The sequence below is a fragment of the Gluconobacter albidus genome (genome assembly GCF_002723915.1).
GTDB lineage: Bacteria > Pseudomonadota > Alphaproteobacteria > Acetobacterales > Acetobacteraceae > Gluconobacter > Gluconobacter albidus.
On sequence record NZ_BEWL01000001.1, the window covers coordinates 528,989 to 552,038 of the forward strand.

Here is a 23,050-nt window from a genome sequence, read left to right on the forward strand (position 1 = left end):
ACGCACATGCAGAACCCAGCAGTTCAGTCAGCATGGGGTCGTTCGCGCTCCCGTTGCAGCCCCGTCTTTCCGGCCTTCCGAGGAGCGTTCCCTTGAAAATCAATGGCATTTCCTATCGCAGTCTTTGGCGCCCGTCCGACGATGCCAGCAGCATCCGGATCTTCGACCAGACCCGCTTTCCCTGGAACGTGGAGCTTCTGGAACTCCGGGACGTCGGCGGCGTGGCTGAAGCCATTACCAGCATGCAGGTCCGCGGAGCGCCGCTGATCGGGGCTGTCGCAGCCTATGGTCTGGTGTTCGCCCTTCAGGACGATGCTTCCGACGATGCTCTGGACAAGGCCGCAACATTCCTCGTCGCCACGCGACCGACCGCCATCAACCTGCGCTGGGCCATCGAGCGTATGGTCAAGCATCTCAAGGCTGTTCCGGAGGCCGAGCGTGTCACGGCAGGCTATGCCGAAGCCGATGCGATCTGCGACGAAGACGTTCAGGTCAATGAATCCATCGGCCGTCACGGTCTGGAACTGATCCGCGAGATCTGGGAACGCAAGGGCCGTCAGGGGCAGGTGAACCTGCTGACGCATTGCAACGCGGGCTGGATCGCCACCGTGGACTGGGGCACGGCCCTCGCCCCGATCTATATGGCGCATGACGAAGGCATTCCGGTCCATGTGTGGGTGGACGAAACGCGCCCCCGCAATCAGGGCAGTCTCCTGACGGCATGGGAACTTGGCAGCCACGGCGTGCCGCATACCGTCATCGCAGACAACGCCGGCGGCCATTACATGCAGGCCGGACGGGTGGATATGGTCATCGTCGGCACGGACCGCGTCACGGCGCAGGGCGACGTGGCCAACAAGATCGGCACCTATCTCAAGGCCCTTGCCGCGCATGACAACAACGTGCCGTTCTGGGTGGCGCTGCCGTCCTCGACGATCGACTGGCGCGTGCGTGACGGCGTGAAGGAAATCCCGATCGAAGAGCGTAGCGCCGACGAAGTACTGTTCATGACAGGCCTCGACAGCCAAGGAGACGCCAGCCGCGTCCGCATCGCGCCCCTCGGCAGTCCGGCCGCAAACCCGGCCTTCGACGTCACGCCAGCCCGCCTCGTGACAGGTCTCATCACAGAGCGCGGCCGCTGTGAGGCCAGCGAAATCGGACTGCGGTCGCTATTTCCAGACAGTCCGTGAAGTCTGCACACCCCTGCAAGGCCTGCGCTCCGCTATGGTTTCGGATCGTTCGGGCTTTCCTTGCAGGCCGTGGCCTCTCCATCAGCCAGCACCCGTCCTTGACGCTCTGTGTCACATGCCGTTCAAGTTGAAGTCATGATGGGTACACGAGGATAACAGTGCCAGATTCGCATCTTTTCAGGCGAGCAGCCGCTACGGCCGCCCTGCTCGCACTGGCTGCATGTTCCAGCCAGCAGAGTGTCAGCCCGTATCCGGCCCGCACGCCGAACGCCCAGTATGCGAACGGAACCACTGGTCCGGCAGGTTACGACGTCCATGTTCCGGACTTCGCCACCCGCAATTTCGAGCCGTTCAACCGGCAGGACGTTGCAGCCATCGCTCTGCGCGAATGGCGGATGTTCGGCTCCCCTGTCTCGGACGACAACCCCGAAGATCGTCCCGAACCCACAGATGCGGCGCTGAAGCCCGAACGGCTCCCCGGCCTTTGGCAGCGGATCGGCGAGTACTGGTGGATCGGACAGGACCCGTATGAGACGGAAGTCGGCTGGACGGGTAAGACGGATTCCCAGGGAACCCGCTTCGAGATCGCGCATGACGGCCATTATGCCTGGTCCGCTGCATTCATCTCGTATGTAATGCGCATCGCGGGCGCCAATGGGCGTTTTCCATACTCTCCCAATCACTCGACCTATATCAACGCCGCCGCCAGCGGGCAGTCCAGCGGCGTGACGGCCCATGATCCCGGAACCTATGCCCCCAGGCTCGGCGATCTGATCTGCGTCGGGCGCGGCAAGAGCAAGACCGTCACCTTTTCCATGCTGCCAACCAGCTACGGCTTTCCGGCCCATTGCGGCATCGTGTCGGCCACAAACCAGAATGCTCAGCCTTTCGGACACGAGCTGAGCATTGTCGGTGGCAACGTGGATGATGCCGTGGCCCTTACCCATGTTCCCACGGACGCCAACGGCATGATCGCCGACAGTTCAGGGCACAGCTACGACAGCCGCTATCCCTGGTGCGCCGTGCTGGAAGTGCATTACGACGCGGATCAGGAACCCGACAGCGGCATGTAAGCCGACGGCAGGCCGCTGGAACGCCAGCCCTTGCCGGGTCCGTGCTGGTCTTCGAATCCGTCCACGATATTGCTGACATCCGCATAGCCGGCATTTTCCGCCAGCAGTGCGGCATGATGGGAGCGTACGCCCGACCGGCACAGGAACAGCAGCGGCGTCTGCTGGTCGGGAACAGCTTCGACCAGAGCCTCAAGGAATTCACGCTGAAGGTCCGGCTGCCAGGTCACACACACAAGCGGCGCGGTCATCGCATCCGCATCGGGCAGTCCCACATGCATCCACTCCGGCGGGGTACGCACATCTACCAGAACAGGCTGCGCATCATTTTCAGAGGCCGTTCCATGCTTTTTTTCAAGCATGTCCCACGCCTGCCTTGCTGTCAGAACCTTCATGCTCTTTCTCATCCTTCCAAAACGCGTTCTATAATTCATCCAGCACGGGCCAGCACAGGAGTTACCGTATGACCGACCTCTCTCCGAACCGCCAGGCTGCCACGATCGGATGGCAGACTGTCTCCCCGGGTATGACCGCCGCGATCGGGGGCACGCCCCTCATCCGCCTTGAACGCGCTTCCCAGGAAACCGGCTGCAATATCTACGGCAAGGCCGAGTTCATGAACCCCGGCGGCTCCGTGAAGGACCGCGCCGCTCTTGCGATCATCAATGATGCCCTGAAAAGCGGCGCCCTGAAACCCGGCGGCACGGTCGTTGAGGGAACGGCCGGCAATACGGGAATCGGCCTGACGCTGGTCGCCCATGCGGTGGGCTGCAAGGCCGTGATCGTCGTGCCGGAAACACAGAGCCGTGAGAAGCTGGACTTCCTGCGCATGATCGGCGCGGATCTGCGTCTTGTCCCCGCCAAGCCCTATCGCGATCCGGGCAACTATGTGCATGTCTCGCGCCGTCTCGCCGAAGAAATCGGCGGGTTCTGGGCCAACCAGTTTGACAACACCGCCAACCGTGAAGGCCACCGCGCCACCACGGCCCGAGAGATCTGGGAACAGACGGACGGAAAAATTGACGCCTTCACCTGTGCCTGCGGCACGGGTGGCACGCTGGCCGGAATCGCGCTGGGCCTGCGCGATCAGGCTGCAGCAGCCGGAAAGGCCGCACCGCGCGTCGTTCTCGCCGATCCGGAAGGCTCCGCCCTTTACGGCTGGGTGAAGTCCAATGACCTTACCGCCACCGGAAATTCGATCACCGAAGGAATCGGTCAGGGCCGCGTGACCGCCAATCTGGAAGGCTCGGCCCCCGATGACGCAGAACGCATTCCTGACGCCGAGGCACTGGAGCAGATTTTCTCGCTGACATCGAACGAAGGTCTCTCGGTCGGCGGCTCATCCGGCATCAATGTCGCTGCCGCAATCCGGACCGCACGTCGCCTTGGACCCGGACATACGATTGTTACAATTCTGTGCGACGGTGGTGCCCGATATCAGTCCAAGCTGTTCAACCCGGAGTTCCTGCGTGCGAAAAACCTGCCTGTCCCGCCCTGGTTGGCCTGACCTCGCCTCCGTGTCGCCCCTCGTCCGGGGCGACACCAGCAGTCCGAACGCGGTCACAGCATTCCTGAAAGGCCTCTGGTCATGAGCACGGAAACACTGCCCCATCTTCTGGTCGTGGATGATGACCGCGAAATCCGCGAACTGCTGAGCCAGTTCCTCGAGCGCAATCATTTCCGCGTGACGGCTGCCCGTGACGCCCGCGAAGCCCGCAAAGCCTGGGCGAACGGCCATTACCAGCTCGTGGTGCTGGACCTGATGCTGCCCGGCGAAAGCGGCCTTGAAGTCGCACGCTGGCTGCGCACGCAGGACAATGTCCCCATCATCATGCTCACCGCCATGAGCGACGAGACCGACCGGATCATCGGCCTCGAATTTGGCGCGGATGATTACGTCGCCAAGCCCTTCAACCCGCGCGAACTTCTGGCCCGGATCCGCGCGGTCCTGCGCCGGACGAGCGATGTCGAAGACAAGCGGCAGGTTGCCGATACCCGCAAGATCCATTTCGCAGGCTGGTGCCTCGATCCCGTCCGTCGTCGCCTGCTGAACCCGGACGGTGCGGAAGTCTCCCTCACGGGTGGCGAGTACGACCTGCTGATGGCCCTGCTTGAGCGCGCCAACCGCGTTCTGACGCGCGACATGCTGCTGGAACTGCTCCGTGGCCGTCAGGCCGGCCCGTTCGACCGCGCCATCGACGTCGCGGTCAGCCGCCTGCGTCGCAAGCTCGAAGATGACGGCCGCAACGCTCAGGTCATCAAGACGGTGCGCGGCGGTGGCTATGTCCTCGCCGCGGAAGTCGAGCGTCTCTGACCGTAATGCACATCCTTCCGCGATCTCTCGTCACCCGCACCAGCCTTCTGCTGATCGTGGGGCTTGCCATCGTGGAAGCCGCCGGACTGGCCATCCATGCGCTGGACCGCTTCGATCTGGAAGAGCGCAGCCAGGTCCATGAAGAACAGGTGCAGGTCTTTTCGATCTACCGCACGGTCGCGGAAGCCAGCCCCGCTGACCGTCACGATGCGATCGAAGACCTGCACATCCCCTCCAACGTCACGGTCCTGCTTCTCAAGCAGCCGGACCCGTTGATTGAGGGGCATGAAATTCCCCTCCCGCCGAAAGTATCCTCCCCTTTCCTGCACCATCCGCGCGACGGCTTTCCCCAGCCCGGCATGATGGACGAAAACGGCCCCCATCCCGGTGCGGACATGCCCCCACACATGGGACCACCGGGTTTTCCCGAACCCGGCATGAACGGGCCGGATTTCCACATGCCCCCCGGCTCTCCCGGTACGCCTTCGGGTGGCCCCATGGCGGGTCCAATGGGGAGCCCGATGGACAGCCATATGCCTCCCCCGATGGAAGGAGGCCCCCGCTTCCCAGGGAGCGTGCACCATCGCGACATGCCGCCCTTCGTACGATGGGCGCTCCTGCCTTCCTCGCTTTATCCGCGCAAGGTCCTGATTGGCCAGAAGCTGCGAACCCACTCCACCTCGATCCTCCTGCCGGACCGGGACTGCTGGATCGTCGTCCGGTTCGTCACCCCTCTGCCCAACCCGTTCGGATCGCCGACCTTCCTGATCGCGTTCCTCGTCATGTCCATTGCCGGCAGTGCGATGATCGTCTGGGCCACACGGCGCCTGATCGCACCCGTCACCACACTCGCCAATGCCGCCGAAGCACTGGGCCGGGACGTCAACACAGCGGCCCTGCCCGAAAACGGTCCCTCCGAAATCCGGCGCGCGGCCATTGCCTTCAACACGATGGCCACGCGCATCCGCCGTTTCGTGACGGACCGCACACTCATGCTGACCGCCATCGGCCATGATCTGCGTACCCCCATCACGCGCCTGAAGCTACGCGCCGAATTCATCGACGACGACGAACTGCGCAACAAGGTGCTCGCCGATCTGGACGAGATGGAAGCCATGGTCTCCGCCACGCTGGCCTTCGGACGCGACAGCGCCTCTGCCGAGCCCATCGTCACGCTGGACCTGCGCGCCCTGCTCCAGACCATCATGGACGAAGCTGCCGAAAGCCTGCCGGACAAGGCGGACGACCTGTTTTACGAACCGCCCAACGTGCCCGTCCGCATCAAGGCCCGTTCGGTCGCGCTGAAACGCGCCCTGAACAACCTGATCCTCAATGCCATGAAATATGGCGGGAACGCGCATGTCACGCTCATTCCGGCCACCCGCCCCGGCGAGAAAGGCAATGCGGTCCGCATCCTGATCGAGGACAATGGTCCCGGCCTGCCTGAAAACGAGCTGGACCGCGTGTTCGAACCCTTCGTCCGCATCGAGAGCAGCCGCAACCGGGAGACGGGCGGAACCGGCCTTGGTCTCGCCATTGCCCGCACCATCCTGCACGGTCAGGGTGGGGATGTCCGCCTTGAAAACCGGACCGCCGGTGGCTTGCGCGTCATCGTCACGCTGGCCCCATAAACGGGGCGTGAAGACGGCCCCGCCTTGATCAATGGCCCGGCTCTGTCCATGCTAGGGGCTTCCCCATTTTTCTGATCAGGTCTTTTCCATGAAACAGCGTGAACTTGGCCGCACCGGCATTGCCGTCAGCGAAATCTGCCTCGGCACCATGACCTTCGGTCAGCAGAACACCGAAACCGAGGGCCACGCCCAGCTCGACATGGCGCTGGACCACGGCATCAATTTCATCGACACCGCCGAACTCTATTCCATCCCGCCCCGCGCCGAGACACAGGGCGCGACGGAAACCATTATCGGAAGCTGGCTGAAGGCACGCGGCGGCCGTGACCGCCTCGTCATCGCCAGCAAGGTCGTCGGACGGACGGCCATGCCGTGGTTCCGCCCCGATGGCGAAGAAGCACGCCTCACCCCGCACCAGATCCGCTATGCGCTCGAAGGCTCCCTGCGCCGCCTCGGCACCGATTACATCGACCTTTACCAGCTCCACTGGCCCGACCGGAAGGTGGGCCTGTTCGGCGCAGGGGGCACGACCTTCCGCGACCTGCCAGAAGACTCTGCCGTTCCATTCGAAGAGACACTCGGCGTGCTCGGCGATCTTGTAAATGAAGGCAAGATCCGCCACGTCGGCCTCTCCAACGAGACCGCATGGGGCGTTTCGAAATTCCTGGAAGCCTCCCGTACGGGCCTGCCGCGCGTCGCCTCCATCCAGAACGCCTATAACCTGATTAACCGGACCTTCGAAATCGGTCTTGCCGAAATGGCCCTGCACGAAAAGGTCGGACTGCTAGCGTATTCCCCGCTCGCACAGGGCTACCTGACGGGAAAGTATCTGAACGGCGCCCGCCCCGCCGGGGCCCGCACCACACTGTTTGACCGTGGCCAGCGCTACCAGAAGCCCGGCGTTGACGATGCCATCACGGCCTATCACGCCCTGGCCCGCGAAGAAGGGATCGACCCCGTTCAGCTCGCGATTGCGTTCGTTACCTCACGCCCGTTCGTGACGTCCAACATCATTGGCGCCACCAGCGTCGATCAGCTCCGCACCATTCTCGGCGCAACGGATGTCATCATCACGCCCGAGCTGGAAGAAAAGATCAACGCCATTCATCAGGTCCATTCCAACCCTGCCCCCTGAAGGCAGCACATCAGGCATCGGGAAACACTCCCGATGCCGACCGGACTCAGACCTTGATCAGACGCGCGGCAAAGAAGCCGTCCATGCCGCCAAGTTCGCTCCAAAGGCCCGGATGGGTGCGGAACATCCCGTCCCATGTCCGGGCAACGGCCATATCGGCCAGTTCCGCTTCCGAGAACGGATCGAACTTCCAGCCACCGCGCGCAATCGCCGCCTTGATCCGCTCCGGACCTTCTTCGTCCTGAAGCGAGCAGACGGCATAAAGCAGCACGCCACCCGGTTTAAGCATTTCATGCGCGGCGTCGATCAGCGCATCCTGACCTTCCGCCAGCGCCGTCACGTCCCGCGGGCGTTTGATCCACAACACATCAGGATGACGACGCAGCGTGCCCGTCGCGGAACAGGGCGCATCCAGAAGAACCATGTCCACCGGAGCGTCCGGGCGCCATGTCGCGGCATCCGCAATAACCGTCTTCGCCGAGAGCTTCAGCCGCGCGATATTTTCCTCAAGCCGCTTCGCCCGCGCTTCCTCACGCTCAACCGCCACAACCTGCGCACCCGCCGTCGCAAGCTGCGCCGTCTTGCCGCCCGGAGCCGCGCAGAGATCCACGACGGTTTTGCCTGCCACGTCTCCCATCAACTTCACCGGCATCGTCGCCGCGACATCCTGCGCCCAGAACGCGCCGTCCTCGAACCCTTCCAGCGCCATGATCCGCGTCCCGGCCGGATAGCGGACGGACCCTGTCGGCAGCACCTCGCCCCCCTCCGGTGCGACTGCTCCCGGACGCAGCGTCAGATCCAGCGGCGCCTCACGATGCAGGCCGCGCGAAATCGCCCGTGCCCGCTTGCCCCAGGCACTCCACAGCCAGGGCGGCACATCCAGCCGGTCCTCGTCCAGACCGTCCAGCAGCTCCTGCCCCTCACGCGAAACACGCCGCAGCACGGCATTGGCGAGCCCCGCGAACGGCGCCAGACCGCGACGGCGCAGAAGGTCCACGATTGTGCCGACAGCCGCATGAGGCGGCGTTTCAAGATGCAGCAGCTGCGCCACCCCCATCAGCAGCGCGCAACGCACAGGCTCGGGCGGCTCACGACGCAGCAGCGGCTGCAGCAGTTCGGTCATGCTGCCGAGATGACGCAGGGTCGTCGCCGCCAGACGATGGGCCGACGCGCGATCCCGCGGGTCCAGTCCCTGCCCCGCACGATCCAGCGTCGTCTCCAGCATCCGGCGATGTTCGACCACGCCGCACACGATATCGAACGCAAGGTCGCGCGTTGGGTCTGGGGCAGGACGGCGCTCGGGCGTACGGCCCCCTTGCGAACGGCGGGGGCCGCCGTTCCGGGTTCCGGAGGCCGGATTAAGGGGAGGCTTGTTGGATGGGGGCTGGGTCATGACAGGCTATCGATCTCTCGCATCCTGCCGAAATCGCATCTTGCGGCCACGGACGCAATGGCGTCTTCTCCCGACATGTCCGATCTTATTGCCCAAAACCTCGCCGCCATTCGTCATCGTATCGCTCAGGCCTGCGAAAAGGCCGGGCGTGCAGAGGCGGACGTGTCTCTCGTGGCCGTCAGCAAGTTCCACCCGATCGAGAGCGTCGAAGCCGCACTGAAAGCTGGCCAGCGCGTGTTCGGCGAAAACCGCGTGCAGGAAGCCGCCTCCAAATTTCCGCAGCTTCGCGACCATTTTCCGGATTTGCGCCTGCACATCATCGGCGGCCTTCAGACCAACAAGGCCCTCGAAGCCTGCCAGATCGCCGACATGATCGAGAGCCTCGACCGCCCGTCCCTGTCAGACGCCATTAAAAAAGCCGCGCAGAAAGCCGGGCGCCTCCCCGAGCTTCTCATTCAGGTCAACACCGGCGACGAACCGCAGAAATCCGGCATCCCCCGCGAAGAAGCCGATGCGTTTATCGAAACCTCCCTTAAAAAATTCGGCCCGAAAATCCGTGGTCTGATGTGCATCCCCCCCGAGAACGAAGATCCCGCATCCCATTTCCGCTTCCTGCGCAGAACGGGCGACCGCCACGGACTTCCGGTGCTCTCGATGGGCATGTCCGCCGATTTTGAAACCGCCATTGCCGAAAACGCGACGCTCGTCCGGGTGGGAAGCGCCATTTTCGGAAGCCGTCCCGTGCCACAATCCTGACGCACGGCTTGCGTCCGTCGCAGAAATCTTGTCATGAGGGGAAGTTGCCGTGATGTGGAGCGCGCTTGACGAGTGCTGCGACAGGAGATGACGGCACTCTACTGACGCCCGTAAATGGAACCAGCAATGCCTGAACATGACGGTGACCGCGCCTCCAATTCTCCTCATGGCGTAGGGATTCCCAACGACTCCGGCGACATCGTCCAGACGATCGAGCAGGCCCGTTCGGACGGCCATACCCACGAAATCGGCGGCGAAAACGACGGCTCCAGCCACAAGCGTCCTGCAGGAATGGGCGCGCTGCTCACGGTTCTGGGCGTGGTTTATGGCGATATCGGCACAAGCCCGCTCTATGCGCTGCAATCCTCCGTCAGCATTGTCAGTTCTCCCAAGGCACCCGCACAGCCTTGGGAAATCATGGGCCTTGCCAGCCTGACGTTCTGGGCGCTGATGCTCATCGTCACCATCAAATATGTCATCCTCATCATGCGGGCAGATCATGATGGCGAAGGCGGCATCATCGCCCTCATGTCCCTCGCCCAGCGCGTCTGCAAGTCGCAGCATTTCCGATGGCTGTTCGGCCTCGTGGGCATCGCGGGCACCTGCCTGTTCTTCGGCGACAGCATAATCACTCCGGCCATTTCGGTGCTCTCGGCCGTGGAAGGCATTGAAACCGCCGTGCCCTCGGCAAGCCACATCATCATCCCGCTGGCGATGATCGTGCTGGTGGGCCTGTTCTCGGTTCAGGTGCTAGGAACCGGCAAGATCGGCAAGGCTTTTGGCCCGATCATGGTCGCATGGTTTGCGGTTCTCGCCATTCTCGGCGTCAAGGGGATCTTGCTCTACCCCCATATCCTGCTCGCCCTGTCGCCGACCTTCGCGCTCGAATTCATCATCATGCACGGCTACCTGTCGTTCATCGCACTCGGTTCGGTCGTCCTGTCCGTCACAGGTGCGGAAGCGCTTTATGCCGATATGGGCCATTTCGGGCGCGCCCCGATCCGCAAGGCCTGGCTGTTCTTCGTCCTGCCGTCGCTGACGCTGAACTATTTCGGACAGGCCGCCCTGCTGATCCATAATCCGCATGCCCTGTCCAACCCGTTCTATCTGCTGGTGCCCCACTGGGCACAGATCCCGATGCTGATCCTTGCGACCTTCGCAACCGTGATCGCCTCGCAGGCCGGCATCTCGGGCAGCTTCTCGCTGTGCCGCCAGCTCATCCAGCTCGGCTACCTGCCCCGCACCCGCATCATGCACACCAACGCATCGGAAGAAGCGCAGATCTATCTGCCCTCCCTGAACTGGATCCTGGCCTTCGGCGCGCTGGTTCTGGTGCTGTCGTTCCGTACGTCGTCGGCCCTCGCCGCAGCCTATGGCATCGCCGTAACGGGAACATTCCTGTGCACCTGCGTGCTGGCCATGGTGGTATTCCGCCGCGTCTTCAAATGGAAGACCGCCACGGTCGCGATCGTCTTTGGCTTCTTCTTCATCGTGGACAGCATTTTCTTCTCTGCGAACGTGCTCAAGATCCCCGATGGCGGCTGGGTCCCACTCGCGATCGGCATCATCAGCACCATCATCATGACCACCTGGAAGCGCGGCCGCAGCCTCATCGCCGCCCGCCAGCAGGCGGATTCCATGCCGATGGGCTCCTTCCTTGCGCGCCTGCCGCAGTCCCGCACGATCCGTGTTCCCGGTCTGGCCGTCTTCCTGACCGCCAACCCTGACATCGTGCCGAATTCGCTGCTGCATAACCTCAAACACAACAAGGTCCTGCACGATCACATCCTGTTCGTGACGGTCCAGAACCTCGACCAGCCGGAAGCCGAGCGCGGCCACCGCGCCATCGTTCAGGAACTGGCGCCCAACATTCACCGCGTCATCGTCCGCTACGGCTTCATGGAGATGCCCAACCTGCCCCGCGCCCTGCTGGAACTGAACGCGCTCGGCGTGGCGTTCGACGCCATTCAGGCCTCCTATTTCACGTCCCATGAACTCGTCGTCCGCTCCCGCGTGCCGAAGATGCAGCTCTGGCGCATGTGGATCTTCCTCCTGCTTCAGCGCAATGCAGCCTCCACGACCGAGTTCCTGCGCATCCCGCCTGACCGCGTGGTGGAATTCGGCGTCCGGATCGCCATTTGACCTCCCGTCCTTTGGCCAAGCCGCTTTCCCTCTACATTCACTGGCCGTTCTGTCTGGCGAAGTGCCCCTACTGCGATTTCAACTCCCATGTCCGGGACGTGATCCCGCAGCAGCGCTTCGCCGCAGCCCTGCGTCGTGAACTGGCCCATGACGCCGGCCGCCTGACCCGCGATGGCGTCAGACGCCCCCTGCGTTCGATCTTTTTCGGCGGTGGCACCCCCTCGCTCATGGCTCCCGAAACCGTCGCGGCCCTGATCGAAGACGCACACCGCCTGTTCGACGCACAGGACGATCTGGAAATCACGCTCGAAGCCAATCCGACCAGCGTCGAGGCCGGAAAATTCGCGGCGTTCCGTCAGGCCGGGGTCAACCGCGTCTCGCTCGGCGTGCAGAGCCTGCGGGACGATGCGCTGCACAAGCTCGGCCGCGAACACTCCGCCACGCAGGCCATTCGAGCGCTCGAAACCGCCCGCACCCTGTTCCCGCGCATTTCCTTTGACCTGATCTACGCTCGCCCGGGCCAGAGCGATGCCGACTGGACGGACGAGCTCAATACGGCGCTTGAGCTCGTGGCCGACCACCTGTCGCTGTACCAGCTCACCATCGAGCCCGGCACGAAGTTCGAAGCCATGCACCGTCGCGGCGAACTGACCCTGCCCGACGAAGACACCGCCGCCCACCTCTATGACCTGACCGGCGACATCGCCGCCCGTCACGGCCTGCTGCCCTATGAAGTCTCGAACTACGCCCGCCCCGGCGCCGAGAGCCGCCATAACCTGACCTACTGGCGCTATGCGGATTATATCGGCATCGGCCCCGGCGCTCATGGACGCCTGACGCTGGACGGCGAACTGTACGCCACCCGCCGTCACCGTGCACCCGAACCCTGGGCCGAACGGGTTGAAAAGACAGGCTCAGGCAGTACCGAGGAAACCCTGCTCACGCCGGAAGAAAAAGGCCGCGAAGCCCTGCTGATGGGCCTGCGCCTGTCTGAAGGCATCGACGAGGTGGCCTTCGCCACCCGTACGGGCCGCGCACTTATGGATTGTGTGGACCCTGCCCTGCTTGAAGCCTGCATCGAGGAAAACTACCTCGAACGGGACAGCGGTATCCTGCGCGCGACCGGCGAAGGACGGCTTCGTCTTGAAGCGATACTGGCGCGCCTCGTCACTTGAGGGCATGATCCGGTCTTAATCCATCTGGAAGAGACCATGCGCCGATCCATTCTCTCTGCCCTTCTGGCTGCCTGCACCGTACTCGCCCCGCTTTCCGTTACGACGGCTGCTCCTGCTCCGAATTACGTCGTGCTCGACAACGACTTCCTCGGTCCGGGCGGCTCCAACATCCAGTCCATCATTCCCCTGCTCAACCGCCCGGGCGTGACGCTGCTCGGCCTGACCTCCGTCGTCGGCGATGACTGGGAGAACGCGGGCACGGCGCATGCCCTGCGCTTTCTGGAAATCGCCCGCCAGACACAGATCCCGGTCGCCGATGGCGCCACCACGCCGCTGGTCAACACCGTCGCGGAAACGAAACTGCGCGAACAGCAGTTCGGAATCATTCCCTGGAAGGGCGCATGGGGTGGCCTCGGTTCCATCGAACACGTCCCGGCCACACAGCCTCCCGTCGGCAAACTGCCCGAAGGCACGCCCCATACCGCCGCCGATGCGCTGCCGGCAGCCATGTTCCTGATCCGCGAGGTCCACGCCCATCCGCATCAGGTCACGATCATCGCCGCCGGCCCGCTGACAAACCTCGCCCTCGCCATCCGGATTGACCCGACCTTCGCCGAGACAGCCAAACAGCTCGTCTTCATGGGCGGCCTGCTCGATGCCAGCATGATGTCCGTCACCGGCAACGCCGACTTCGCGTCCGATTTCAACCTGATCATGGACCCCGAAGCTGCCCGCATTGCCCTGACCGCACCATGGGCCGCCATCACCTGCGTCGGCAACGTCTCGAACGACATCATGATGACGCCCGAACTCGCAGACCGGATCGACGCGAAGCACACCACCGTCACGGACTATCTGAAAAAGTATCAGGCGCCCCTGCCGCTCTGGGATGAACTGACATCGGCCATCGCCGTTGATCCGACACTGATCACGACGTCCGTCACGGCCATCATGGACGTCAATATCGACCACGGGATGGATTACGGTCACGCCCATATCTGGCCGGATTCCACGGCGCCGAAGGGCATGGGCCTGCGGAAGGTGAAGATCGTGCAGTCCATCGACAAGGCGCGCTTCATCAACGAGTTCGTCTCGCAGTCCCAGAACGCCATGGGCACGCACTAAGAGCTTGCAGGAGAGCATCCGACACCTATGCTGAACATCATCAAACTGGCCGTCGGCTGCCCGAGCATCGAAGTCCTGCGCGAGCGGCTGAACCACTACCGCATCAACGGCCACGCCACCGTCCAGACCCGCACCATGCCCAAACGGGCCGAGGAGGTTCTGGACGGCGGTTCCCTGTATCGCGTGATGGACGGCATGGTCCTGTGCCGCCAGCCCATCATCGGGCTGGAGAGTGCCCAGCGCGCGGATGGCAGCACGGGCACGCTGATCGTCGTGTCCGACGAGATCATCCCTGTGCAGCCGCGGCCAATGCGCCCCTTTCAGGGCTGGCGTTATCTGGAGCCCAAGGACGCCCCGCCCGATCTGGGCAGCAGCCTCGGTCAGGACGGCATTGCCGATCTTCCTCCCCGGCTCCGCAAGGAGCTGGCCGAACTCGCCCTGATCTGACCCCTCAGGATCTGCCCCCCAGGGCCGCGCCACATTTTTGCTGCATTCCGGGAACGGAATGGGACATGAAACGTCATGCCCTTATTACGGGGAGCCACAGGACGTTCCCCTTCCGACCTGCCGATCGTCCCGAAGGCGCTCCGTGCAGATCCGAACAGAAGGAGTGCCGCCTTTGCCGCCCTTTTCCCGCCCTTTCCGAGCCGGCACGGCCGCCATCACGCTGTCGGCAGCCCTCACCCTTGGCTTAGGCCTGACAGTCTTCGCTTCCGATGCGCTTGCACAGACGGCAGACACCGCTGAGACGCCAGCAGCCATTTCAAAAACCCTGCCCGGCAAGATCGTCTACACACAGCTCACAACGCCCGACCTGGCCAAAGCCAAGGCTTTTTATGGCGCACTGCTGGGCTGGACCTTTCAGGACCGCCCCGTCTCGCGCGGTCATTACGCCGAGGCGCTGGTCAACGGTCATGTCGTAGCCGGACTGGTCGAGCGTCCCCTGCCCGATACGGAAAACCCGCCCCAGCCGCTCTGGCTTCCGTTCATTTCGGCACTCGACGTTCCGACAGTGGCCAAGGCCGCCCTACAGTGGGGCGGCAAAGTGCTATATCGCCCGACCATCGTTCCGGGCCGCGGCGAACAGGCCATCATCGCCGACCCGCAGGGCGGACTTTTTGCCGCTCTGTACGCCCCTCATGGTGACCGGGACGATACGGACGCCACGGTTCAGGGGGACTGGATCTGGAATGCAATCCTGACTCCCGCCCCCGCAACCAGCGCCGGATTTTACCAGAAGCTCTTCGGTTATCAGGTTGAAGACGCGCCCCCTCCCGACACACACCAGCGCTACATTCTGGATTCACAGTCCATCGCCCGTGCGACCGTCAACCCCCTGCCAGCCCGCCTGCCGCCGGATGCCAGCGCGCGCTGGATCGGCTTCGTACAGGTAGACAGCGTCGGGAGTGCCGCCGAAAAAGCCGTGCAGCTCGGAGGACGTGTTCTCGTGCAGCCCCATCCCGATCATCAGAACAGCATGATCGCCGTCCTCGCCGACCCGAGCGGCGCCGTCTTCGGCGTTATGGAATGGCATGATCCCAGCGCGGCAGGAGATGCGAAATGACCCGTTGGACAACAAAATCCCTCCTCCGCCTCGGTGGAGCACTCTGCCTTCTGGGAGTTCTGTCGGGCTGCAGTGACTATGAATACGGCGGCCCCGGCCAATACGGCAGCTACTACGGCGGCGGGGGCTATTACAGCAGCACCTATAATCGCGGCTGGGGAAGCACGTGGGGCCCCGGATGGGGATGGGGACCGGGTTATGGCGTCGGCCCCTATCCCGGACGTGGACCAGGGCGGCGGCCTCCCGGTTTCCGTCCCGGACCTGGAGGCCCCGGTCATGGTCCCGGCGGACAGGGTAGACCCGGAAATGGACCCGGCGGCGGAAGGCCCGGGGGCGGTTCGGGACCAGGAAGGTCGGGAGGCGGAGGCATGGGCGGCGGCAACCATGGCGGCGGTCCAGGCGCTCACGGTCATGGCCCCGGTGGACGTCGCTGAACGTCCCCCTTCACGGGCACAAAAAAACCGGAGGCGCACAACCGCCTCCGGCATCAGTCAGCTTTGCGGCCTGCACGCTCCAGAGCTGCAATCTCGGCCATGACATCGCCGTTTTCGACCTTCCGGGCAATATCGTCGAAGGGAGCGCCCGCCTCCAGAGCCTTCGCCGTAGCGCTCCAGCGCTCCCCGGCCTGCACATCGCCTTCGCATAGCCCTGCTGAAATATCAAACCGCAGCAGTGTCGCCTCTCCGCTCAGACGGCGCAGCGCCCGCAGCAGCGCATGAGCCTGCGTTGCGCGTTCCCCCACAGCCGAAACTCCACCCAGAACAGGCAATGAGCCTCTGGCGAATTCCGCCCGTGTCGTATCAATTCCGGCCTGACGCTGGACGCGATCCGTCATAACGGGATCTTCCCGTTTGAGCACGGCCGCCACATAGCGCAGATTGCCGACCACGGCCGTCTGCAACAGGTCGTCCATGTCCTGCCCCCGCCGCTGCGGACAGACCGTGAAAGCACACAGGAGCCCGATGACACTACCGAGCGTATTGTCGAGCATCCGCATCCAGGCCACGCCCTGCGAGGGCATGAGCATTTCGGTCACAACGATGAACTGAGCGCTGATGAACACCACCAGCATCGTGTAATTGACCGCACGCATGGCAATCGCGCCAATCACGAAGGCCGCCACGGCAACCAGCATTTGCGCCGACCCCGGCAGGAACGGCGTCAACAACAGTGCAAGGACACCACCACCGAGCGTCCCGAGCACACGCTCAAGGGCCCGCACCAGCGTCGTCTGCCCGGAAGGCTGGACCACCAGCAACAGCGCCACCAGCGCCCAGAAGCCGAAATCCAGCTCCAGCCACCAGCTCGTCATATAGGTGGCCAACAGCCCGACCACGAGGCGCAGCGCATGTTGCCAGATCGTCGGTGTCAGGCGCGCCACATGACCTGGCAGATCTCCATCGAACGGCAGACGCGCCTTCTGAGCCAGCCCCTCGGCCAGCGTTCCCAGCGTTCGGGCACTGGTCGCCACGAGCTCGCCAACCGGCCCGGCTGTCGCAGGAATACTCCCCGCAAGTGCTAGCCCTTCTGCAGCGAGATGTTCAAGATCCGGCATGGGCTCAAGGGCCGCATCGCTCGCGTGCTGGCAGAGAGAGGAAAAGGCGGCCAGCGTACCCCGCGCCTCGAAATCCAGCCCCCGTGTCTCGACAAGGTGCTCCACGGCCAGCATCGCCGTAAACAGGCGTTCAGCCCCGGCGAGCGAGGCAATCAGGCGCCCGCGCATACCATAACTCGCATGCCCGGCATCAATCTGAAGCGCCATCCCACGGGCACGCTCAATCGCCGCACGCACATTCTGCCGATGAACGGTTTCCTGAAGCCGTCCGGCCGCAATTTCCCCTGCCATGACCGAAAGCAGCCGGTAACAGGCTCCTACGGCCCGACGTGCGGGAGCATAGGGATGCTGCGGCCAGACAACGAGACACAGGAATGCAGCCCAGAGGCCGCCTCCTCCAAACGCCAAGGCGATCACGCCAGTGTCCTGAAGGGTCTGTGCCGGAAAGCCCGTGCCCGCAAGCATGACACAGCCCAGCAACGCACAGAGCAGCGCCAGGGACGGTGTCAGCGCCCGGGACATTCCCACCATCAGGCCGGTTACAACCAGCCAGGGCAGCACCCCCCAGAGCGGGTACACCGCAATCAGGGAGGTCACGCCCCCGAGGATCGCGCCGCAGACTGTAAAAAGTCCAAGAATGCGAAACTGTTCGCGCGCTGTCCCGCCCGGCTCGATCAGGCAGCTCCAGAAGGCGGCAAAGCCAGCCCAGGCCAGAACGGCCTGATGTTCATAAATCGCGGGGAGAAGCGCCACGACCGTCGCCACCGCCGCCCGGCTCCCTTCCGCCGGAGCAATCTGCTCCGGACTGACGGGAACCGAATGACGCGCCAGAAACTGCCTCAGGAACTCAAGCGGTCTCTCCCGGCTCTGAGGAGCCCGGGATGCTGACGTCTGGCGGGAAAGCGGCGGGTCGGAGGCCATCAGCGACCGGTCAGGATACGCTCCACGAGCTGGCCGACCGTCGGGACAAAGCCATTCGCGTAGAACGGGTCCGTTCCGAAACGCCACGCATTCGTGCCGCCGAACATGAGATTGTGATCCACCACATCATCTTCATCCGCACCGGTCGGAATATGGGAAATGGTCTGGAGCGTCTTCTGGATGCAGAAAGAGCGCGGATCAGCCTTCTGACCGTTGGTATAGGGCTCGCGCTGCATCCAGTTGGAGAACCTGCACTGCGAGAGACATCCCATGCAGGCTGTCTGGTCGGCAAGAATCTCGCGGGCACTTTCCGGCGTCACGAATACCAGCGTGTCATCCGGCGTCCGCAGAGCTTCCGTAAAGCCTGCGGCTTCCCATTCGGCAATCCGGGGACGATCGGCCGCCGGCACGAACACTTCGCGCTTGCGGGCACCGACGCCATAGGACGCCTCGTAGCCATCACCGGTTTCCTGGCTGTACGGCACCTGACGCTCGGAGCGGTCGCACAGATCCTGCAGGAAGCTGTTGCGGACGGCCGAGGAATAGAACCCGGTCGGGGAGAAGCGGTTGAGATACACATCCCCCTTCTTCAGCGTCAGAAGGCGGCGCTTCCACGCATCGGGGATCGGGCTTTCCTGCGTCAGAAGCGGACGGGTCCCGAACTGGAACGCAATCGGCCCGAGTTCCGGGTTGCCAATCCAGTCCTGCCAGTCCTCAAGATGCCAGACGCCACCCGCCATGATGATCGGGGTCTCGTCCAGACCGTAGTTCCGCATGACGCGGCGCAGTTCGAGAACGCGCGGATAGGGATCTTCCGGAGAGAGCGGATTTTCCGTGTTGGACAGGCCATTATGACCACCCGCACGCCACGGATCCTCATAAACCACGCCACCCAGCAGTTCCGGCGCCTTGCCATACGCACGGCGCCACAGGGCGTTGAATGCGCGTCCCGAAGAAACGATCGGATAGTAGGGAAGCCCGAAACGAACCGCGATGTCGGACAGGCGATACGGCATCCCCGCACCGCACGTCACGCCATGCACCAGCCCCGGAGCACCTTCGAGAATCCCGATGATGACCTCTTCGGCCCCACCCATTTCCCACAGGATATTGACGTTAATCCGGCCTTTGCCGCCTGAAATATCATGGGCGATCTTCGCCTGCGCAATACCGCCGTCAATCGCATAACGGATCAGTTCCTGCTGGCGCTCACGGCGCGTACGGCCATGGTAGACCTGCGGAACCGGATGACCATCCTGATCGTAGCTGTCCGCATTGACGGCAGAAATGGTCCCGATCCCGCCCGCAGCGGCCCAGTGTCCGGCCGAGACGCCCGTAGAGACGGAGACACCTTTGCCCCCTTCGATCAGAGGCAGCACATCCTGACCACCAAAACGGAGGGTATCAATAGATTTCATGGGGACTGGCTGTCTCCGAAACTCAGAAAAAAAAGGGCGGGGCCTTGTGAGCCCCGCCCCAACACTCACTCGGCGTCGCGACGGGGCGGACGGCCAGGTCTGGCCCCCACGCTTTCCGTAATATCGGCACCCGTAGCCTGATCGACAACCCTCATGGAGAGCTTGACCTTGCCGCGATCATCAAACCCGATGACCTTGACCTTCACGGCATCACCCTGCTTGACGACATCGGACGTCTTTGCAACGCGGCCTTCAGCCAGTTCGGAAATGTGAACGAGGCCGTCACGCGGACCAAGGAAGTTCACGAACGCGCCGAAATCGGCGGTCTTGACGACCTTGCCGTCATAGATGCGGCCGATTTCCGGCTCGGCGACAATGCCTTCGATCCGGGAGATGGCCTTCTGGGCCTGCTCGTCGTTCGCAGCAGCAATGGTCACGGTGCCATCATCGCCGATATCGACCTTCGCGCCCGAATATTCGACGATCTCGCGGATCACCTTGCCACCGGAGCCGATCACGTCGCGGATCTTTTCCTTCGGCACGGAAATCGTCGTGATCTTCGGAGCATTGCCCGAAACGTCAGAACGGCCTTCCGTCAACGCCTTGGACATTTCGCCAAGGATGTGGATCCGGCCTTCGCGGGCCTGTTCCAGCGCGATCTTCATGATTTCCGGCGTGATGGACGTGATCTTGATGTCCATCTGAAGCGCGGTCACGCCGTCAGCCGTACCAGCCACCTTGAAGTCCATGTCGCCGAGGTGATCTTCATCACCCAGGATGTCGGACAGCACAGCGTAACCACGATCTTCCTTGATAAGACCCATGGCAATGCCAGCCACCGGACGCGGCAGCGGAACGCCGGCATCCATCAGCGCGAGCGACGAGCCGCAGACGGTCGCCATGGAAGACGAGCCATTGCTTTCCGTGATCTCGGAAACCACACGCATCGTGTACGGGAAGGCCTCCTTGGTCGGCAGCAGCGGATGGATCGCGCGCCATGCCAGCTTGCCATGACCGATCTCGCGACGGCCCGGGGATCCCATGCGACCACACTCGCCAACCGAATACGGCGGAAAATTGTAGTGCAGCAGGAAGTTGGAACGGTATTCCCCTTCCAGCGCGTCGATGATCTGTTCGTCCTGACCCGTGCCGAGCGTTGCGACCACAAGGGCCTGCGTCTCGCCACGCGTGAACAGGGACGACCCATGAGCGCGCGGCAGGATGCCGACTTCAGCCAGGATCGGGCGGACCGTCTTCAGATCACGGCCATCAATCCGGATACCCGTCTTGAGGATGGAACCGCGAACGACCTGTGCCTCAAGCTCCTTGAGCATCGGCTTGGCAAGTTCAAGGTCCAGACCTTCCTCGGCCAGAATCTCGTTGATCCGGTCCTTGGCTTCGGCAACCTTCTTGTAACGGGCCTGCTTCTGACGTTCCTTGTAGGCGTCCGCCATCAGCTTGTTGCCGACCTTCTCGACGCGCTTGCGAAGGGCGATTTCTTCCTTCGTCAGCGACGGCAGATCCCACGGAGCCTTCGCAGCGTGCTCGGCCAGTGCGATAATGGCGTCGATAACGGGCTGGAAGGAGGTGTGACCCAGCGTGACGGCTTCAAGCATCGTCTCTTCCGAAAGCTCGCTGGCTTCGGATTCGACCATCAGCACGCCTTCGGCCGTACCGGCGACCATCAGGTCGAGCGTGCTGTCCTTGAGTTCGTCATGAACAGGGTTCACGACCAGCTTGCCGTCGATGCGGCCGATACGGGCGCAGGCAACGGGGCCGAAGAACGGAATGCCTGAGAGCGTCAGCGCAGCCGAGCAGCCGATCAGCGACACAAGTGCCGGATCGTTCTCGTTGTCATAGCTCAGAACCGTTGCGGTGATCTGGACTTCGTTGCGGAAGTTCTCCGGGAACAGCGGACGGATCGGACGATCGATCAGACGGGCGTTCAGGACTTCGGCTTCGGACGGACGGCCTTCACGCTTGAAGAACCCACCCGGGATCTTGCCGGCGGCGTAAGCCTTTTCCTGGTAGTTGACCGTCAGCGGGAAGAAGTCCTGTCCCGGCTTGACGTTCTTGGCGCCAACGGCGGTGCAAAGCACAACCGTGTCGCCGTATGTGATCATGACGGCGCCGTCTGCCTGGCGTGCGACCTTGCCGGTCTCCAGGATCAGAGGGCGTCCGGCCCATTCGATTTCCTTGCGGAAATAATCAAACATGCATGTTTTCCCAAATTAAGGATGGAACCATCCCCCGGGTAAACCATCTCCGGGCGTCCGGCAGGTGGCGGAGCAGCGTTTCGGACGGCATGGCGGTGATGGCGGGAAGTCCCCGGCATGACACCATGTGGCCTGAAACGCCGGTCGCGCACCCGCACCGCCGGACAGGCGATGGCGGGGGTGTCCGGGAGCGTGCTCCCGGACAGATCAGCTCAGCGACGCAGGCCGAGACGCTCGATCAGGCTCTGGTAACGAGCCTGGTCCTTGCGCTTCAGATAGTCCAGCAGGCTACGACGCTGACCGACCATCATCAGAAGACCACGGCGGGAGTGGAAGTCCTTCTTGTGGGTCTTGAGGTGCTCGGTCAGGTTGACGATACGCTCGGACAGGATTGCAACCTGTACTTCCGGCGAACCCGTATCCGTCTCGCTCTGCTTGTACTCAGAAATCAGTGCCGTGCGGCGTTCTGCGGTAATCGACATCGTGTTCTCCAAAAAACTCGTGGTTTTCCAGCATACGCGCTGCCCTGAGCCGCCCATGACGGACATGACACAGACCCAGCACGTGCTCTCCGATCATCGCGCGCCACAGGTGGTCCTCCCCCTGCGACGATGCCGGCAGAGGATGCACGAGGTCCAGGGGATCTATCGACTGCCCCCAGACAAGCATCCTTCCCTCCGCATCGGTGACGGCCAGCGCCGGGATGTCGACCAGCGCGGTCGCCGCATCCAGCAGAGGAGCCGGAAGAGCATCGGCGTTGTCCACAGTTTGAGTCGATTTGTCCAGTGATATCTGATCGATCGTCAGGGCGTGGCCCAGATCGAACGGTCCGCACTTCGTCCGCCGCAGCACCGAAATATGCCCGACCGTTCCACAGGCCAGCGCAATGTCCCGCGCCAGCGAGCGCATATAGACCCCTTTGCCCGACTGAACGTCAAAAACGGCTGTATCCGCATCCGGACGTTTCACAAGCGTTATCGAATCGATCCGTGCCGGACGGGGCGGAAGCTCGGGCGGACGACCCGCGCGCGCCATGTCATAAGCCCGCTCTCCCCCGACCCGAAGTGCCGAAAATACGGGAGGCACCTGCATGACATTGCCCGTCAGCGCAGGCAGGACGGCCAGGATCTGGTCATCGGTCGGACGGTTCGGCGACGTCGCCAGAACCTCGCCTTCAAGGTCATCCGTCGTGCGGCTTTCGCCGAATGTCAGAGTGAAGCGATAACGTTTTGTCGCATCCATGATGTAGGGAATGGTCCGCGTCGCCTTGCCAAACGCAATCGGCAGCACACCGGACGCCAGTGGATCAAGCGTTCCACCATGCCCGGCCTTCTTCGCGTCAAACGCCCATCGCAGCTTGTTGACCATATCCGTGGAGGTCGGACCCAGCGGCTTGTCCAGAATCAGCCACCCGTCGATATCGCGTCCACGTTTCCTGCCCATAC

Annotated in this window: 20 protein-coding genes; 13 read left to right on the plus strand and 7 right to left on the minus strand. The window is 63.2% G+C overall.

Features of this window, described 5'->3' with window-relative positions:
- Window positions 1–92 precede the first annotated feature (92 nt).
- The gene (gene mtnA / locus GAL01_RS02510) at window positions 93–1,190 is read left to right on the plus strand and encodes an S-methyl-5-thioribose-1-phosphate isomerase (RefSeq protein WP_062030176.1); all 1,098 of its coding nucleotides are present in this window, start codon (window positions 93–95) and stop codon (window positions 1,188–1,190) included.
- Between the two features lie 152 nt (window positions 1,191–1,342).
- Window positions 1,343–2,263, plus strand: coding sequence for a DUF2272 domain-containing protein (locus GAL01_RS02515; protein ID WP_062030178.1), 921 nt, complete (start codon window positions 1,343–1,345; stop codon window positions 2,261–2,263).
- Here GAL01_RS02515 and GAL01_RS02520 read toward each other — a convergent pair.
- Window positions 2,239–2,655 (minus strand): rhodanese-like domain-containing protein, encoded by a 417-nt coding sequence (locus tag GAL01_RS02520; RefSeq protein ID WP_077802305.1) that lies wholly within the window; start codon window positions 2,653–2,655, stop codon window positions 2,239–2,241. The two genes, GAL01_RS02515 and GAL01_RS02520, sit on opposite strands and share 25 nt — an antisense overlap.
- A 68-nt stretch (window positions 2,656–2,723) precedes the next feature.
- Between GAL01_RS02520 and GAL01_RS02525 the strand changes: the two genes are divergently transcribed.
- From GAL01_RS02525 to GAL01_RS02540, 4 genes are all read left to right on the plus strand, one after another.
- Window positions 2,724–3,767, plus strand: a complete 1,044-nt coding sequence (locus tag GAL01_RS02525; protein ID WP_062030185.1) for a cysteine synthase A — start codon at window positions 2,724–2,726, stop codon at window positions 3,765–3,767.
- Between the two features lie 81 nt (window positions 3,768–3,848).
- Window positions 3,849–4,574 carry a response regulator gene (locus GAL01_RS02530; RefSeq protein ID WP_062108919.1) on the plus strand — a complete coding sequence of 242 codons (726 nt, stop codon included), beginning with the start codon at window positions 3,849–3,851 and terminating at the stop codon, window positions 4,572–4,574.
- Between the two features lie 5 nt (window positions 4,575–4,579).
- Complete coding sequence (locus GAL01_RS02535; RefSeq protein ID WP_062030329.1) at window positions 4,580–6,205, plus strand: ATP-binding protein; 1,626 nt, start codon at window positions 4,580–4,582, stop codon at window positions 6,203–6,205.
- A gap of 88 nt (window positions 6,206–6,293) precedes the next feature.
- Window positions 6,294–7,340 (plus strand): aldo/keto reductase, encoded by a 1,047-nt coding sequence (locus GAL01_RS02540; RefSeq protein ID WP_062030331.1) that lies wholly within the window; start codon window positions 6,294–6,296, stop codon window positions 7,338–7,340.
- A gap of 46 nt (window positions 7,341–7,386) precedes the next feature.
- Here the strand turns inward: GAL01_RS02540 and GAL01_RS02545 are convergent, their stop codons facing one another.
- Complete coding sequence (locus GAL01_RS02545) at window positions 7,387–8,733, minus strand: RsmB/NOP family class I SAM-dependent RNA methyltransferase (RefSeq protein ID WP_062030333.1); 1,347 nt, start codon at window positions 8,731–8,733, stop codon at window positions 7,387–7,389.
- Window positions 8,734–8,790: 57 nt separating this feature from the next.
- Between GAL01_RS02545 and GAL01_RS02550 the strand changes: the two genes are divergently transcribed.
- The 7 genes from GAL01_RS02550 (at window position 8,791) to GAL01_RS02580 (ending at window position 15,929) form a co-directional block, all read left to right on the plus strand.
- Complete coding sequence (locus GAL01_RS02550) at window positions 8,791–9,489, plus strand: YggS family pyridoxal phosphate-dependent enzyme (RefSeq protein WP_062030335.1); 699 nt, start codon at window positions 8,791–8,793, stop codon at window positions 9,487–9,489.
- A 114-nt stretch (window positions 9,490–9,603) separates the two neighbouring features.
- On the plus strand, window positions 9,604–11,631 hold the full coding sequence (locus tag GAL01_RS02555; protein WP_062030337.1) for a potassium transporter Kup: 2,028 nt from the start codon (window positions 9,604–9,606) through the stop codon (window positions 11,629–11,631).
- A gap of 11 nt (window positions 11,632–11,642) precedes the next feature.
- Window positions 11,643–12,806 carry a radical SAM family heme chaperone HemW gene (hemW, locus tag GAL01_RS02560; protein WP_062030458.1) on the plus strand — a complete coding sequence of 388 codons (1,164 nt, stop codon included), beginning with the start codon at window positions 11,643–11,645 and terminating at the stop codon, window positions 12,804–12,806.
- Window positions 12,807–12,842: 36 nt separating this feature from the next.
- Window positions 12,843–13,931, plus strand: a complete 1,089-nt coding sequence (locus GAL01_RS02565) for a nucleoside hydrolase (protein WP_062030339.1) — start codon at window positions 12,843–12,845, stop codon at window positions 13,929–13,931.
- Between the two features lie 27 nt (window positions 13,932–13,958).
- Window positions 13,959–14,378 (plus strand): DUF1489 family protein, encoded by a 420-nt coding sequence (locus GAL01_RS02570; RefSeq protein WP_062030341.1) that lies wholly within the window; start codon window positions 13,959–13,961, stop codon window positions 14,376–14,378.
- Window positions 14,379–14,550: 172 nt separating this feature from the next.
- On the plus strand, window positions 14,551–15,495 hold the full coding sequence (locus GAL01_RS02575) for a VOC family protein (protein ID WP_231865341.1): 945 nt from the start codon (window positions 14,551–14,553) through the stop codon (window positions 15,493–15,495).
- Window positions 15,492–15,929 (plus strand): hypothetical protein, encoded by a 438-nt coding sequence (locus GAL01_RS02580; protein WP_082790727.1) that lies wholly within the window; start codon window positions 15,492–15,494, stop codon window positions 15,927–15,929. The genes GAL01_RS02575 and GAL01_RS02580 overlap by 4 nt, the downstream gene beginning before the upstream one ends.
- A 53-nt stretch (window positions 15,930–15,982) precedes the next feature.
- On the opposite strand, the gene GAL01_RS02585 is transcribed toward GAL01_RS02580, so the two are convergent.
- The 5 genes from GAL01_RS02585 to truB form a co-directional block, all read right to left on the minus strand.
- Complete coding sequence (locus GAL01_RS02585) at window positions 15,983–17,971, minus strand: FUSC family protein (protein ID WP_062030345.1); 1,989 nt, start codon at window positions 17,969–17,971, stop codon at window positions 15,983–15,985.
- Window positions 17,971–19,389 (minus strand): NAD(P)H-dependent flavin oxidoreductase, encoded by a 1,419-nt coding sequence (locus GAL01_RS02590; RefSeq protein ID WP_062030346.1) that lies wholly within the window; start codon window positions 19,387–19,389, stop codon window positions 17,971–17,973. Before GAL01_RS02590 ends, GAL01_RS02585 begins: the two co-directional genes overlap by 1 nt.
- A gap of 65 nt (window positions 19,390–19,454) precedes the next feature.
- Complete coding sequence (gene pnp, locus GAL01_RS02595; protein ID WP_062030348.1) at window positions 19,455–21,605, minus strand: polyribonucleotide nucleotidyltransferase; 2,151 nt, start codon at window positions 21,603–21,605, stop codon at window positions 19,455–19,457.
- 212 nt (window positions 21,606–21,817) lie between these two features.
- Window positions 21,818–22,087: a 30S ribosomal protein S15 gene (gene rpsO, locus GAL01_RS02600; RefSeq protein ID WP_011253110.1), complete on the minus strand. Its 270-nt coding sequence runs from the start codon at window positions 22,085–22,087 to the stop codon at window positions 21,818–21,820.
- Complete coding sequence (truB, locus tag GAL01_RS02605; RefSeq protein ID WP_062030350.1) at window positions 22,047–23,048, minus strand: tRNA pseudouridine(55) synthase TruB; 1,002 nt, start codon at window positions 23,046–23,048, stop codon at window positions 22,047–22,049. Before truB ends, rpsO begins: the two co-directional genes overlap by 41 nt.
- Window positions 23,049–23,050: the final 2 nt, after the last annotated feature.